Origin of the sequence: Alcanivorax sp. (assembly GCF_002726155.1) — a bacterium.
Classification (GTDB): domain Bacteria; phylum Pseudomonadota; class Gammaproteobacteria; order Pseudomonadales; family Alcanivoracaceae; genus Alcanivorax.
Window position 1 is genome coordinate 26,985 of sequence record NZ_PBSH01000020.1, and the last position, 14,928, is coordinate 41,912.

A 14,928-nucleotide genomic window follows, 5' to 3' on the forward strand; every position below is an offset into this window, starting at 1 on the left:
TATAGCCGGTTTTTTTGTGGCGCGCCTTGGCGACATCGCGATACTAACAGCGTACTCGTCAGGCCAGTGCCTTAAAGCCCCAGCGTGCCGGGTTATCACCCAGCCCGGCTTTCAGGGTGCGCCGACCCAGTTGATGATTAAACCCCTCCAGTGCCCGCTTGGCCGGGTCCGGTAGCAAGCGTAAACCGAAGCTGGCCGTGGTGATCGCCGTTTTTACTACTCTTACGGCGGCCGTGGCCGAAACCGTGCTGTGAATATTCAGATCGTCAGCCACCTGATCACCGATCAGGTAGCGACTGAAGGCCAGCAGCACATCGTAGGAAAGATTAAACGGCGGCTTGCCGGACATGTCCTTGAGCAAGGCCTTGGCGAGAGATTCACTGTCCGGCGTGGGATCGTAGAGATGCGAGGTCAATTGCAGGGCCATCACGCTTTGCTCTTCCAGTGTACTGGTCAGCAAGGCCTCGTTCACGCCCAGTAAATACCCGGCATAACGCCAGAAATAGTGCATGGACTCATGTTCGCGCCGGGAAATCGGCAGGCCGAGACGCTTGAGCCCCCGCACCACCATGAAATCAAATTCCAGCACCGTACCTGCCATATCTTCCTGATTGATCGGCAAGTCATACTTTTCATTGTCCCAGCGCGGGTTGTTGGCCAGGAATTGCCGCACAGCCGCATGCAACAGCCGAACCTCCATCAAGGTTCGGTGCCCCAGCCCCCCGGGGCGGATGCCGTCATCCCCAACGATATTGTGCAGCATCTGCCCGGTTTCATAGATGCGCCGGGACACATCCTTTTGCAGCCGGCCGGTAGCAACCAGCACCTGGGACGGCTTGTTGTGCGCATAGCCTTCGACCAGGCTGGAGCACATCAGCACCAGCCCCTGAAGCGCACCGTTGCGGCGGTACATACGCCGCCCCAGCTCCATTTCCTCGAAATCCACCCAGCTCGGTACGGTATAGCAATGGTCCAGAAAGGCCTGAAAATCCCCCCCTTCCGCTTTCGCCCGACGCTCCACTTCATCGAGAAGCCCTGACGGACGGGTAAATTTGATTTGCGCGGCGCAGCGGTCAGCTAACGGGTCCTGTACCTGTCGCCAGGCATTCAGCTTCTCGTGGGAATAGCGGTCCCACCAGATGCGTTCCTGGGGAGATTGGGGACCTTTCGCAAAACGGGTTAATTCCTGCGGCGTTGCCATGCATACCTCTTCGTTGTTGTTCTATTCAGAACCCATGCCAGAACTCGCGGGTTCTGAATAGAACTTAGGGCAGCGGGCAATTGCGGTCAACACACTAAACAGAGGAATCTGTTACCCCCTCAAGAAGCGTATTGATAAGCCATCGGGGCGCATCCAGCGGAAGATCATGGCCCGCTTCCGCATGCATCTTCAGTGGCAGTTGCCAGGCGGCGGCCAGCCGCCGGGAGCAGCTGGGGCTGACCAGGCGATCCCCCTGCCCGTTAACAATGATTACCGGCACAGAATCCGGCAGCGCCACCGGCGCCCGGAAACGTATGGCTGCGAGAAGCTGGCGCAGGCTGTTGCCGAGCGAAACCGGCTGCGAGCCCGCATAGCCAGCCCATTTTTCCGCCAGGGCGTGCAGAAAATCACGCTCGCGCATATTCGAGGTAATCTCAAGAATGGCAGTCTCTTTACGCAGGGTGTCGCGGCTGAACACAGCCTCTCGCAACAATCGACGGTAATTCATCGGCCGCAAACGCTGCCAGAAAGGACTGAAACGACTGGCGCTGGTATTGATCAGGCCGGCAAATGCGACCTCATGGGGAGCCTGACAAAGCCACTGCACCGCCATCATCGCACCCAACGACAGGGCCACCACATGATAAGGGCCACTATGCCCTTGCGAGTGCAGCTGCTCACGGGCATGGGCCACCATGGCTGCAATCCGCGTCGGGCTGCGTTCCTGCCAGAATTCGCCGTTACCGGGCAGGTCCAGCGTAATAACCGTATCCTGCGGCACCGCAGCTTGAAACTGCTCCGGAAACCCTTCCCAATGCCGCTTTTCACGAACCAGGCCTCGCAATAACACCCAGGTTCTCGCCATGTGTTCTCTCCTTGGGACAATGACCCGCTTTACAATACGGGCTAGAATGCCACCGGCTTTCAGGATGGCAAATGGAGTTTCCTCGCGACTATGGCACGTAAAACAGTAAAACGGGTTAAAACAGGTTCTGTGGAGCGGCGCTTCTCAATGGCCAAAGCCGGCTTTCTGGCGGGTGCCAAGTATGCCACCGCCAGTGCAGGCACACTGTTCACCGCTAAAGACAAACGTGATGACCGGCGCAAGGAAATCTTGTCTGCCCGTGCCCAGGAGCTGGTGGAAGAGCTGGGCAGCCTGAAAGGTTCGGTGGTGAAAATTGGCCAGATGATGGCACTGTTCGGCGAACACTTCCTGCCCGAAGAGGTCACCACTGCCCTGCATACACTGGAAAACCAGACAACCGCACTGGAATGGCCAGCCATCGAGAGGCACCTCAAGCGCCAGCTCGGTGAAGTCAAACTGGCTGAGCTGGAGATTGAGCAACAACCGCTGGGGGCTGCCTCGCTGGCGCAGGTGCACAAGGCCGTGCGCAAGTCAGATGGCAAGGAACTGTGCCTGAAGATCCAGTACCCCGGCGTCGCTGACGCGATTGATTCCGACATGCGTGCGCTGGTACGGCTGCTGAAGTTGAGCCGCCTGGTACCCATGACCGAGCAATTCAACATGTGGCTCGATGAAGTGCGCGAGATGCTCAAGCGCGAAGTGGATTATGACCTTGAGGCTCATACCACCCGCCATTTCCGTACCGCGCTGGCCGATGACACGCGTTTTGTGGTTCCGGAAATTGTTCCTGAATTCTCAACGCACAACATCATGTGCATGACCTTCGAACGAGGCATTGGCGTCAACGATCCCGCCGTGCTTGAGCTGTCCCAGACCCGCCGCAACTTTATCGGCCGAGCCATCATGGAGCTGTGCTGCCGGGAAGTGTTCGAATGGAACAAGATGCAAACGGACCCGAATTTCGGCAACTATCTGCTGCGTATTGGGGAAACCCCGGAGCAGGACCAGATCGTGCTGCTGGATTTCGGCGCCATCCGTGATTTCGACAACGAAGTGCTTGGCCCGGGCCGGGAGATGATTCGTGCCTCCTTTTACCACGATACAGACCGGCTGATCCGGGCGCTCAACGCCCTGGACTTTCTGGCCCGTAACGCCCCGCGCAAATTGCTTGAGGAGTTCTCTGAGCTCTGTTTCGAGGCGGTTGAAGTGTTGCAGGACCCGGACCGTTTTCCGCCCCCGGCCTCCGTGCTGAATGAGAATGGCGAGTACTGCTGGGGCAAGAGCAACCTGCCCAACCGCATCATGAATCGTGCCGGTCGCAATGCTCTCTCGGTGCATTTTGATGTGCCACCCAAGGAGTTCATCTTCCTCGCCCGCAAGCTACTTGGCGCATACACATTTTTGCACGTGATCGAGTCTGAGGTCCGTGGCAACACCATCCTTGAACCTTTCATTCATATGCAGGAAGAGGACGATATCGCCCTGGTTGATCAAAAAACAATCAGTCCGGGCGGGTAATCCCCACTACAACGGGTGCCGATAGGCCAAAACGCTCATTTATCGGCCACTTATCGGTACGATAACCATTTGTCATTTGCCAAGCTGGCACGTGCACAATAAGGTTAGCACCCTGCTCATCGGCCGGTTCACCTGAACCGGCCGTTTTTCGAGGCTTTCAGAGGTTTCGGGTTGCCAATATCCTCCCTCCTGAATAGCCAATTATTTGCGAACCACAGACGGGGGTAACGCAGGTGATTATCGGTGTTCCCAAAGAAATCTGCCCTGGCGAGCAGCGCGTTGCTTTAACGCCTGCCAATGTCAGCGCACTGCTGAAAAAACAAGGTGTCGAGATCATCATCGAGCGCGGCGCCGGTGATATTGCCGGTTATCCGGACAGCACTTATGAAGCTGCCGGAGCCAAGCTGGTTGATCGCGATGAGGTGTTCTCTTCCGCTCAAGTTGTTCTGCAGGTGCAAACGCCTGGCAGCAACATCAAGAACGGTGATGAGGATCTGAACAAACTGAAGGAAGGCCAGGTTCTGATCGGCATGACCGATCCGCTGGCTAACCCGCAATTTGCCCAGTCCCTGGCCGAAAAGAAAGTCTCCGGCCTTGCGCTTGAGCTGGTACCGCGTATTACTCGCGCCCAGGCCATGGATGTGCTGTCTTCCATGGCCATGATCGCAGGTTACAAGTGTGTACTGCTCGCCGCGACCGAATCCCAACGCATGTTCCCCATGAACATGACCGCCGCCGGCACCATGAAGCCGTCACGCGTGTTCATCATGGGTGCGGGTGTTGCCGGCCTGCAGGCCTGTGCCACTGCCAAGCGCCTGGGTGCTGTCGTTGAAGCCTACGACGTTCGCCCCGCTGCCCGTGAACAGATCCTGTCTGTTGGCGCCAAGCCGGTCGAGCTTGATCTGGATACCGGCGAAGCGGAAGGCTCCGGCGGTTACGCCAAGGCCCAGGGTGAAGACTTCCTCAAGCGTCAGCGTGAGTTGATGACCGAAGTCGTGAAAGAGATGGACGTGATCGTCACCACCGCGGCGGTTCCCGGCGCCAAGAGCCCGATCCTGGTTACCGAAGACATGGTGAAAGCCATGAAACCCGGTTCCATCATTGTGGATCTGGCTGCTGAGCGTGGCGGCAACTGCGACCTCACCGAGTCCGGCAAAACAGTAGTGAAGCACGGCGTGACCATCATCGGTCCGGAAAACGTGCCCTCCTCTGTGGCGTTCCATGCCAGCCAGATGTTTGGCAAGAACATGGAAAACCTGCTTAACCTGCTGATCGACGATAACGGCGAGCTGCAGCTGGATTTCGAAGACGAAATCGTTGCCGAAACCGTGATTAGTCACGATGGCGACGTTCCCCAAGCCCGTCTGCGCGACATTCTGGGTCTCCCCGCTCTGGCCAAGCCTGAGCCGGAAGCCGCGGAAGAAGCGTCCGACGCGGACAGCAAGGAGGAAAAGTAATGGATTTCGTAGCCCAACTTACCCTGTTTGTGCTGGCGATCTTCCTCGGTGTGGAACTGATCACCAAAGTTCCGCCGACCCTGCACACCCCGCTGATGTCCGGTTCCAACGCGATTTCCGGTATCACCGTGGTGGGCGCCTTGATTGCGGCCGGGTCTGATTCCGGCATGTTGATCAATGTGCTGGGCTTTGCCGCGGTGGTTCTGGCCACCATTAACGTGATTGGCGGCTTTATGGTCACCAATCGAATGCTGGCGATGTTCAAGAGGAAGTAAACCATGCACGTTTCTCAGAACTGGATTGATATCGCCTACTTGATCGCCGCCTGCCTGTTTGTGCTGGGCATCAAGGGGCTGACCAAGCCGAAAACAGCGGTACGCGGTAACCTGCTGGCAGCAGCCGGTATGGGCGTGGCCGCCGTGGTAACCCTGCTCAACGAGCATATCGTTACCTACGAAGTTATCATTGCCGGCGTCGTCGTCGGTGGCCTGATTGGTGCCATCATGGCCAAGAAGGTTCAGATGACCTCCATGCCGCAGATGATTGCACTGCTCAACGGTTTTGGTGGCGGTGCCTCCTTTGCTGTTGCCTCAGCGGAATTCTTCCGTGGTTCCGCCAACGATACGGTATCCATCATCGCCACCGGCGCGGCCGTATTGATTGGTGCTGTTACCCTGACCGGTTCTCTTGTGGCGTTTGCCAAGCTGCAGGAGCTCATCGACGGCAAGCCCATGGGCTTCCCCGGCATGAAACTGGTTAACGCCATCCTGTTTATTGGTTCTCTCGTCGGTATCGGCTACCTGGTGGTTAACCCGGGTAACGAAATGGTGTTCTGGAGCCTGGTGGCAGCGGCCATGGTGCTCGGCCTGTTCCTGGTACTGCCGATTGGCGGTGCAGACATGCCTGTTGTAATCGCCCTGCTGAACTCCTACTCCGGTGTGGCAGCCTCTGCGGCCGGTTTCGTAATGGGCAACAGCGCCCTGATCATTACCGGTTCTCTGGTAGGCGCATCCGGTCTGATCCTGACCAGCATCATGTGTAAAGCCATGAATCGCTCTCTCACCAATGTTCTCTTTGGTGTAATGGCAGAAGCCGGCGAAGCCATGGATGCGGACGAAGTCTACGCCGGCAAGGTCAAGTCCACCTCTGCTGACGAAGTGGCGATGATGCTGGAAACCGCACGACGCGTTGTTATCGTACCCGGCTTTGGTCTGGCGATGGCTCAAGCGCAGCACGCTGTACGTGAATTGGCTGACACCATGGAAGCCGCTGGCATCGAAGTGGAGTACGCCATTCACCCGGTTGCCGGTCGTATGCCAGGCCACATGAACGTTCTGCTGGCCGAAGCCGAAGTGCCGTACGATAAGCTCAAGGATATGGATCAAATCAACCCGACCTTCGAGCAGACCGACGTAGCCATCGTGCTGGGCGCCAACGACGTAACCAACCCCATGGCCCGCGAAGACAAAGGCAGCCCGATTTACGGCATGCCGATCCTTAACGTGGACAAGGCCAAGACTGTGGTTGTGGTAAAACGCTCTCTGAGCGCCGGTTTTGCCGGCCTGCCCAACCCGCTGTTCGCCAAGGACAACACCTTGATGTTGTTCGGTGACGGTAAAGGCGCCGTGCTGGATATCACCACCGCCCTGAAAGAAGGCTGATCCACTGCCTTCGTAAAAAAGGAGCCTTCGGGCTCCTTTTTTTTGGCCACGGATTGGCCACATCGCGGGTAACGACACACTACGCACCTCACTACAAAATTCCCGCTCATTTATCACCTAATCACAGGAATCCTGAAGAGACAGCGCTTGCCAGCGTCTTTGTCATGCAAGCATGAGTCCGACACAGAGCGTGAAGCAGAGACGAAGAAAATGATGTTAACAGCGCGGATGTTTAGCGCGAATGGAGCTCCATGAGCATACGTGCTTCCCCTCCATTCAGTGCCGCTGCGCACAAAAAAAGCCCCAGCCTTTCCAGGCCGGGGCTTTTTGTAACGCAGAAAATTCGCTCTACTGAAGGGTGTAAACCACACCAACAGAGAACGTATGGTCCGTTTCCTTGGTGCCTGGCGGTACCGAGGAATTATGCTCCAGCAAGTGGCGCAGGCGCAGGGCAAAGCTGGAATTGATCGCCGTGGTCAAAGACGTTTCGGCACGTGTGTCAGCGCCCTCTTCACCTACCTCGGTAGAGAAATCTTCCTTGAAGGTGGTGTTGTCACTGACGCGCAGCTCGTACTTGATACCAATACGCGCAATCGCATCTTCTTCGGAGTTATGGCAACTCATATAGGTGTCCTGGGGCTCCAGACACTTTACGCGATAACCCGGACCGATTTCTGCATCCAGGGTCTGCAGATCCGAATCAATCCAGCGGCGACCCACACCGATGGCATAACTGGCTTCGTAGTGATAACCCGAAAAATTATCTTTCTGGTAGGTCAGCACATTGAAGAGGTAGTTTTTGGCATCTTCGCCCAGCTTACGGTCCAGCTTGTAGGAAGCGAAGTAGTTCTCATCCGTACGGTTATATTCTTCCGTATCGGGATCTTCTTCCTTCTCGTTATTGGCGTCGGCCTTGAAGGTATGGCGCCATTTCTCACTGTCCCGCGCCATATTAACGTTGGCATTGGTAGAGTCAGAATTGGTATTGCCGCGCTTGAACAACAGCCCGACACCAATATCACCAGACCATTTTGAAACTTCACTGCCCTCGTCGGTGGCTGCATCTTCTGCAGCCACCGAAACCGCCGGAAGTCCGGCGGCCAGCAGCATGGCAGCGATTGTCTTACTGCGCATGAATAACTCCTTAATCGTTTTTGTCGAGATGTACGTCCATCTGCGGGAACGGAATGCCAATGCCGGCTTCGTCAAAGCGGCGTTTCACGATTTCCGTGGTATCCCACAGAACCGGCCAGTAATCCGCGCTGTTTACCCAGGGACGGCACAGGAAGTTAACCGAGCTATCCGCAAGTTCGCCTACTACAATGGTCGGTGCAGGATCCTTGAGCACACGCTCATCCGCAGCCAGAACCTCTTGCAGCACTTTCTTGACCACAGAAAGGTCCGCATCGTAAGCGACACCAAAGACCATATCCACTCGACGAGTCGGTTTTTCCGAATAGTTGACGATATTTCCGGACATGATTGCGCCGTTAGGCACGGTCAGAACCTTGTTGTCCGGACTGTTCATGATTGTCGCAAAAATACGGATTTCCTTGACGGTACCCGATGCGCCCCCTGCTTCCACGTAATGCCCCACGCGAAACGGCTTGAACATGATAAGCATGACGCCGGCAGCAAAGTTGCCCAGCGAATCTTTCAAGGCCAGACCGACAGCCAGACCGGCAGCACCCAGAATCGCCACCAGCGAGGTCGTCTCGATACCGAGCTGATCCAGAGAAGCGATAACAACGAAAACGAACAGCAAAATATGGACAATGCGGCCCAGGAAAGTGGCCACCGTCTCATCCATGCGTTTGTTCAGCAGCTTTTGCACCCAGTTGCTCAGGCGAGCAACAATCCAGCTACCAATAATGAAAATGACCAGTGCAGCGGCAATGCTCCAGGCATAGGGCACCAGGTTTTCATTGGCAAAGGTTTCCAATTGGCTCAGATATTGATCCATTAAGCGTACTCCTCATCCAGTGAGCGCGAATTATGCCCGTTCCTGCAGCGAGCCCAAGTGGCGACGATGCGACAGCACGGGATTTTACAAAGATTTCATCTGCCGGAGGCGGGAAATGCCTGTGCTCCCGCTTGCCAGCCTGATCAATAATGAAACCTAATGATCCATATGACCACCCTGCTGCCACCGGCAGACTGGGTTTTGTCGCCGTTCCGGCCTGAAAATACGCCTGATATTGGGTATCTGGGCCTTGCCCCGCTATAATGCACGCCCCAATTCCCCGCCTTTGCCGGAGCCATCGATGTCACAGAACCCGCGCGCGAAACTTACTGCCCAACTCCAGGAACGCATTCTGATTCTTGATGGCGGCATGGGTACCATGATTCAGCGCTGCCAGTTCAGTGAAGAGGAATTTCGTGGCAGTCAATTTGCGGACTGGCCCAGTGACCTGAAAGGCAATAACGACCTGCTCAGCATGACACAGCCCGAGCGGATCAAGGCGCTGCACAAGGGCTATCTGGATGCTGGCGCGGATATCATCGAGACCAATTCGTTCAATTCCACGTCCATCGCCATGGCCGACTACGACATGCAGGACCTGGCCCGGGATATCAACGTTGCCGCGGCCCGTGTCGCCCGGGAGGCCGCCGACGAAGCCTCCACGCCGGACAAGCCCCGCTACGTGGCCGGGGTGCTGGGCCCCACCAACCGCACCGCCAGTATCAGCCCGGACGTGAATGATCCCGGCTACCGCAACACGAACTTCGATGCACTGGTAAACGCCTATCTGGAGGCCCTGGATGGCCTGGTAGAAGGCGGCATCGACATGGTGCTGATCGAAACCATTTTCGACACATTGAACGCCAAGGCGGCGGTCTTTGCGGTGGACCAGTACTGCTACGAGAACAATCTCGACTTGCCGGTAATGGTGTCCGGCACCATTACCGATGCCTCGGGCCGTACCCTCACCGGCCAGACCACCGAAGCGTTCTACAACTCCCTGCGCCACGCCCGCCCAATCAGCTTTGGCCTGAACTGTGCGCTGGGGCCCATGGAGCTGCGTCCGTATATCGAAGAGCTGTCGCGCATTTCCGAGACCTATGTGTCCGCCCACCCCAACGCCGGGCTGCCCAACGAAATGGGCGAATATGATCTGGATCCGTTCACCATGGCGAAAGAAGTGCGCGCCTGGGCAGAGAAAGGCTTCCTGAACATTATCGGCGGTTGCTGCGGGACCACCCCGGAGCATATCGCAGCCATGGCGGATGCCGTTGAAGGGCTCGCGCCACGCCAACTGCCCGACATTGAAGTGGCATGCCGGCTGTCAGGCCTCGAACCTTGCACCATCACCAAGGACTCCCTGTTCGTGAATGTGGGCGAACGGACCAATGTGACCGGCTCCAAGCGTTTCCTGCGCCTGATCAAGGAAGAAGACTACGATGCCGCACTGGAAGTTGCCCGCGACCAGGTGGAAAACGGTGCCCAGATCATCGATATCAACATGGATGAGGGGATGCTGGAATCCGCCGAATGCATGGTGAAATTCCTCAACCTGGTGGCATCAGAACCGGAAATTTCCAAAGTGCCGATCATGATCGATTCCTCCAAGTGGGAGGTGATCGAAGCCGGACTGAAATGCATCCAGGGCAAGGGGGTGGTGAACTCCATCTCCATGAAGGAAGGCGAAGAGGCATTCCTTCATCAGGCACGACTGTTACGCCGCTATGGTGCCGCCGTGATCGTCATGGCTTTCGATGAGGAAGGTCAGGCAGATACCCGTGAGCGCAAGGTGGAAATCTGTACCCGTGCCTACAAATTGCTCACCGAAGAAGTGGGTTTCCCGCCGGAAGACATTATTTTCGACCCCAACATCTTCGCCATTGCCACCGGGATCGAAGAGCACAACAACTACGCCGTGGATTTCATTGAAGCGGTTGGCGATATCAAACGCACCCTGCCCCACGCCATGATTTCCGGCGGGGTCTCCAATGTGAGTTTCTCTTTCCGGGGCAACGACACCGTTCGTGAAGCCATCCACGCCGTGTTCCTCTATTACGCCATCAAGAACGGCATGGACATGGGGATCGTCAATCCCACCATGTTGGCCATTTATGCGGACATTCCCGAAGAACTGCGCAACGCCGTGGAAGATGTGGTGCTCAACCGCCACGAAGACGGCACCGAAGTCTTGCTGGATCTGGCCGAGAAATACCGGGGTAGCGGCGGCGAGAAAGCCAAGAAGGAAGACCTGGCCTGGCGTGAATGGGCCGTCGAAAAGCGCCTTGAGCATGCCCTGGTGAAAGGGGTTGCCGACTACGTAGAAGAAGACACCGAGCTGGCTCGCCAGAATGCCGCCCGCCCGCTTCACGTCATCGAAGGCCCCTTGATGGATGGCATGAACGTGGTCGGTGACCTGTTTGGCGAAGGCAAGATGTTCCTGCCCCAGGTGGTCAAATCCGCCCGGGTCATGAAGAAGGCGGTCGCCTACCTTATGCCCTTCATGGAGAAAGAAAAGGAAGAATTAGGCACCCAGGATGAAGCCAACGGGAAGATCCTGATGGCCACCGTGAAAGGCGATGTACACGACATCGGCAAGAACATTGTCGGCGTAGTACTGCAATGTAACGGCTATGATGTGGTGGATCTGGGCGTCATGGTGCCCTGCGAGACCATTCTAGAGGTGGCCAAAGAGGAAAAAGTGGACATCATTGGCCTATCCGGGCTGATCACTCCCTCCCTGGAAGAAATGGTGCATGTGGCCAGTGAAATGCAGCGTCTGGAAATGAACCTGCCATTGATGATCGGCGGCGCTACCACCAGCCGCATTCACACCGCGGTGAAGATTGATCCGGCCTACGGCGAGGCCGTAGTCCACGTGGCCGATGCCTCCCGGGCAGTCGGTGTGGCCTCCAAGCTTCTCTCCAAAACGGCCAAGGGCGACTATGTCTCTGAACTCAAGGAAACCTACGAGGCACTGCGCGTACGGCGTAAACAACAGCAGGTGGACCGCAGCCTGATTTCCATTGATCAGGCCCGGGAGCACCGTTTCCAGCCAGACTGGCGCGACTACACACCACCTGAGCCCAAGGTGAAAGGCCTGAAGGTGCTGGACGATTACCCACTGGATGATCTGGTGCAACGCATCGATTGGACACCGTTCTTCCGTGCCTGGGAGCTGGCCGGCAAATTCCCCAAGATTCTCGACGATGAAGTGGTCGGCACAGAAGCCACCAAGCTCTACCGGGATGCCCGGGACATGCTTGAGAAAATCGTTGAAGAAAAGTGGCTAACTGCCCGCGGGGTAATAGGTTTCTGGCCGGCCAACTCGGATATGGACGACATCCAACTGTACCGCAACCCGGGTGATGAGCAGCCGTTCATGACCCTTCATCACCTGCGTCAGCAGCTGGACCGTAGCAAGAACGACAAGCCGGACTTTTGCCTGAGTGACTTCATAGCGCCCAAGGAGACCGGGCTTACCGACTGGCTGGGCGGCTTTGCGGTCACCGCCGGCATTGGTATCGACGAGCATGTCGCCCGCTTCGAAGCCGACCATGACGATTATTCTGCCATCATGCTCAAGGCACTGGCTGACCGGCTGGCGGAAGCGTTCGCCGAGCGCTTGCACGAAAAAGTGCGTAAGGACTACTGGGGCTACGCCAGTGATGAAGCACTGAGTAACCAGGATATGATCAGTGAGAAGTACCGGGGCATCCGCCCTGCCCCGGGTTATCCGGCGTGCCCGGATCATACCGAGAAAGCCTTGCTATGGCAGTTGCTGGATCCGGAAACCCATGCCGGCATGACGCTGACCGAAAGCTACGCCATGCTGCCCACTGCAGCGGTGTCTGGCTGGTACTTCTCCCACCCACAGGCCAAATACTTCGGCACCGGCAAACTGGCGAAGGATCAGATGAACGACTACGCCGCACGCAAAGGCATGACACGCAAGGAAATCGAACGGATGGTGCCCCACCTGCTGGGCTACATGGACGAGGACTAGGCCTTCAGTCTGCTCAGAAAAATGCGGGAATGGTCGCCGGAGGGGCCGTTCCCGCGTTCAATGTGCATCCTCAGCAGGAAGCGTAAAACGCGGCTCCCACTCACTGGCATCAATCACTTCGCGGTAGGCATGCCAGGTGGCATAGCCAAGCACCGGAAGCAATACCACCAGCGCCAGGTAGGCCGTTAACAAGCCCACCAACAGGCAAACACCAATCAGGCAGGCCCACACGAAAAGTGCGGGCTTGTTGCGTAGCACCGCGTTGGTGCTGGTAATGACCCCGGTCACCATGTCCGTCTTGCGATCCATGATCATGGGCAGCGAGAACGCACTGGCGGTGAAAACGATGGCGCAGAACAAGGCACCCACACTGCTGCCCACCCCGAAGAACAGCAGTACATTTTCCAGGTGCCACTCATTAACCGGGTAAAAGATATAAATCAGGTTAGCCGCCCGGGCCCACACCAGAAACACCACCACCAGAATCACGGTAAAGGTCAGGGCGTCGCCCATGCAGGCCCGCGCCTGCCGTAAACTCTCGAACAGGCTGGGCTTGCGCCCTTGCTGCAGCTGGATGCTGATATCGTAGAGGTTGAGCGCCAACAGCGGCCCAAGAAAGACAAAGCCGGAAAGCAGGCCCAGATATAGGCCCATATTACCGAACCACCAGGTGGCGGCACTGATCAGATAGCTGATGGCAACCATGATGCCGCCATACACCAGGCTTGGCCCCGGCGCCGCCCGGAAATCCTGCCAGCCCTTGCGCAGCCAGCGCAGTGGCGCGCGGGTATCGACCGTGTGGCATGGAGCCACAAACGGGCGAGTGTCTTCTTCCTGATTCGGTGGTTGCGCCATGGAACCTGCCTCTGTGGGACAAGAACAACACGTGAGCCAGAATCGCGGCCTGCACTTTTCGCCTTCCAGCCTGATCGCGTCCTAGCTGGCGTTATCGTCATCCATAACCGGGGCGACATCAAGCTGGCCCTGGGTGGCATCCAGTGTTGCCTGCAGATTGTCCTGCACGCTATGCATGACATCACTGGCAGACCAGATGGCCGGAATACCATAGGTCACCGCCAGGCTGGCGGCGCCGTTGGCAGGGTCCTGCTCGGCAATCACCAGGCCCGCTGCCTGCACCAGCCAGGGTAGCCATGCCGGCTCCACCTGATCCACCACCACGATATCGCCGGGCTGGATCTTGTTCAGGCACCAGGCGCTGCAGACCCGCCGTATTGGCCCTTCCACAGAGCCTTTGACCAATGGCAGACCGCGCAGCAAGGGGCTGAGACGCTGCCCGCCACCGAAACCATAGCCCACCTGATCCATCTTCCAGTCGGGCGCGCCTTGCAGGCCATCATCCAGATAACGGAGTTTACGGTCACCAATGATTTCTTTGCCGGCGCTGGCTGGCAGCTTTTGGCCCATCCACAGCTGCCAGAGCTCATCAAAGTACAGGAAATAAATATCGTCCGGATGCTGCAGCATGCCCTGCTCGACCGCGATAGCGCCCATGGAGCGCAGCAACTGGCGCAGCCGGTTGCCGATGGCAAAACGCAGTCCTCGGGCCGTGCGTGCCATACGCAACGCATTGGCGTCCTGCTCACTTGGCTGGGCCAGTTGCGCGTCGCTGACCACGCCCGGTTGCTGCAGGCCATTCAGGGTTGCGGCCTGGGCCGGGCCTTCATTTAACGGTGCATGCACAGGATCGGCACCCGGCCGCATCCCGGTATGGCGTACCGATTCCAGATCACCGCGGGCCAGCGCTTCCACAGCCTGCAATTCCGCAGGGGTTGTGAGCAGCGCCAGCGGTAACGGCGCGCTATAGCGCGGCAAGGCATCGGCGAGGGTCAGGTAGGCAAGCTCGCCATCCACCCGGCTGAGCGACTCCCCCATGGCATCCAGCCGCATAAAAGCCCGCCACAGCCCCTCGCGGGTCACGTCCGGCTCTTTCCAGTGGCGCACATCCAGCGACAACTGCATCAGGGTCCAGCGATGACGCCATTGTGTGACAACGTTGCGAAGGCGCGAACGCGGGCGCGCTGGTGTTACCTGATCATGGATCTCCAGCTGCCGCCAGGCCGGGGGCACGAAACGGCTCGCCCCCTGGTGCTGTTGCTGGAGTTCGCGAAAAAAGGCGCAATTAGTATAGATGTGGCTGTGCTGGCGTCGATAAGGCTCGATCTTCGCCAGTCGGCTCCAGCCGGCCTGCTCAACCAGCGGCTCCCAGAAAGCCGCCTTCAGCCAGCGGCCCGCCAGGGTG

At 57.6% G+C, this 14,928-nt stretch carries 11 protein-coding genes; 5 read left to right on the forward strand and 6 right to left on the reverse strand.

Annotated elements, in window-relative coordinates; genetic code table 11:
• Positions 1–58: 58 nt before the first annotated feature.
• Entirely contained in the window at positions 59–1,201 is a 1,143-nt protein-coding gene (locus CL546_RS06295) for an oxygenase MpaB family protein (RefSeq protein ID WP_290493743.1), read from the reverse strand.
• Positions 1,202–1,295: 94 nt separating this feature from the next.
• A complete protein-coding gene (locus CL546_RS06300; protein WP_290493744.1) occupies positions 1,296–2,066 on the reverse strand; it encodes an alpha/beta fold hydrolase in 771 nt (256 codons plus the stop codon).
• A gap of 90 nt (positions 2,067–2,156) precedes the next feature.
• Here CL546_RS06300 and CL546_RS06305 point away from each other — a divergent pair, with 90 nt between their 5' ends.
• From CL546_RS06305 to CL546_RS06320, 4 genes are all read left to right on the forward strand, one after another.
• Positions 2,157–3,584, forward strand: coding sequence for an ABC1 kinase family protein (locus tag CL546_RS06305; protein WP_290493745.1), 1,428 nt, complete (start codon positions 2,157–2,159; stop codon positions 3,582–3,584).
• 233 nt (positions 3,585–3,817) lie between these two features.
• The gene (locus CL546_RS06310; protein WP_007150483.1) at positions 3,818–5,041 is read left to right on the forward strand and encodes a Re/Si-specific NAD(P)(+) transhydrogenase subunit alpha; all 1,224 of its coding nucleotides are present in this window, start codon (positions 3,818–3,820) and stop codon (positions 5,039–5,041) included.
• The gene (locus CL546_RS06315) at positions 5,041–5,316 is read left to right on the forward strand and encodes an NAD(P) transhydrogenase subunit alpha part 2 (protein WP_007151153.1); all 276 of its coding nucleotides are present in this window, start codon (positions 5,041–5,043) and stop codon (positions 5,314–5,316) included. Before CL546_RS06310 ends, CL546_RS06315 begins: the two co-directional genes overlap by 1 nt.
• 3 nt (positions 5,317–5,319) lie before the next feature.
• Positions 5,320–6,702, forward strand: a complete 1,383-nt coding sequence (locus CL546_RS06320) for an NAD(P)(+) transhydrogenase (Re/Si-specific) subunit beta (protein ID WP_290493746.1) — start codon at positions 5,320–5,322, stop codon at positions 6,700–6,702.
• Between the two features lie 348 nt (positions 6,703–7,050).
• Here the strand turns inward: CL546_RS06320 and CL546_RS06325 are convergent, their stop codons facing one another.
• Together CL546_RS06325 and CL546_RS06330 are read right to left on the reverse strand one after the other, a co-directional pair.
• Positions 7,051–7,836, reverse strand: a complete 786-nt coding sequence (locus CL546_RS06325; protein ID WP_063518940.1) for a DUF481 domain-containing protein — start codon at positions 7,834–7,836, stop codon at positions 7,051–7,053.
• Between the two features lie 10 nt (positions 7,837–7,846).
• A complete protein-coding gene (locus CL546_RS06330; protein ID WP_290493747.1) occupies positions 7,847–8,665 on the reverse strand; it encodes a mechanosensitive ion channel family protein in 819 nt (272 codons plus the stop codon).
• A 301-nt stretch (positions 8,666–8,966) separates the two neighbouring features.
• Here CL546_RS06330 and metH point away from each other — a divergent pair, with 301 nt between their 5' ends.
• Positions 8,967–12,668 carry a methionine synthase gene (gene metH / locus CL546_RS06335; protein WP_290493748.1) on the forward strand — a complete coding sequence of 1,234 codons (3,702 nt, stop codon included), beginning with the start codon at positions 8,967–8,969 and terminating at the stop codon, positions 12,666–12,668.
• A 57-nt stretch (positions 12,669–12,725) separates the two neighbouring features.
• Here metH and CL546_RS06340 read toward each other — a convergent pair whose 3' ends face one another.
• Entirely contained in the window at positions 12,726–13,523 is a 798-nt protein-coding gene (locus CL546_RS06340) for a DUF2189 domain-containing protein (protein WP_290493749.1), read from the reverse strand.
• Between the two features lie 81 nt (positions 13,524–13,604).
• Positions 13,605–14,928 (reverse strand): PEP-utilizing enzyme (locus CL546_RS06345; RefSeq protein WP_290493750.1); only part of this gene is annotated, 1,324 nt, incomplete at its 5' end.

Bases quoted from the DNA above. Each gene is read 5' to 3' on its own strand.
- CL546_RS06295 (WP_290493743.1), bottom strand. From the start codon at position 1,201: ATGGCAACGCCGCAGGAATTAACCCGTTTTGCGAAAGGTCCCCAATCT.
- CL546_RS06300 (WP_290493744.1), bottom strand. From the start codon at position 2,066: ATGGCGAGAACCTGGGTGTTATTGCGAGGCCTGGTTCGTGAAAAGCGG.
- CL546_RS06305 (WP_290493745.1), top strand. From the start codon at position 2,157: ATGGCACGTAAAACAGTAAAACGGGTTAAAACAGGTTCTGTGGAGCGG.
- CL546_RS06315 (WP_007151153.1), top strand. From the start codon at position 5,041: ATGGATTTCGTAGCCCAACTTACCCTGTTTGTGCTGGCGATCTTCCTC.
- CL546_RS06320 (WP_290493746.1), top strand. From the start codon at position 5,320: ATGCACGTTTCTCAGAACTGGATTGATATCGCCTACTTGATCGCCGCC.
- CL546_RS06325 (WP_063518940.1), bottom strand. From the start codon at position 7,836: ATGCGCAGTAAGACAATCGCTGCCATGCTGCTGGCCGCCGGACTTCCG.
- CL546_RS06330 (WP_290493747.1), bottom strand. From the start codon at position 8,665: ATGGATCAATATCTGAGCCAATTGGAAACCTTTGCCAATGAAAACCTG.
- metH (WP_290493748.1), top strand. From the start codon at position 8,967: ATGTCACAGAACCCGCGCGCGAAACTTACTGCCCAACTCCAGGAACGC.
- CL546_RS06340 (WP_290493749.1), bottom strand. From the start codon at position 13,523: ATGGCGCAACCACCGAATCAGGAAGAAGACACTCGCCCGTTTGTGGCT.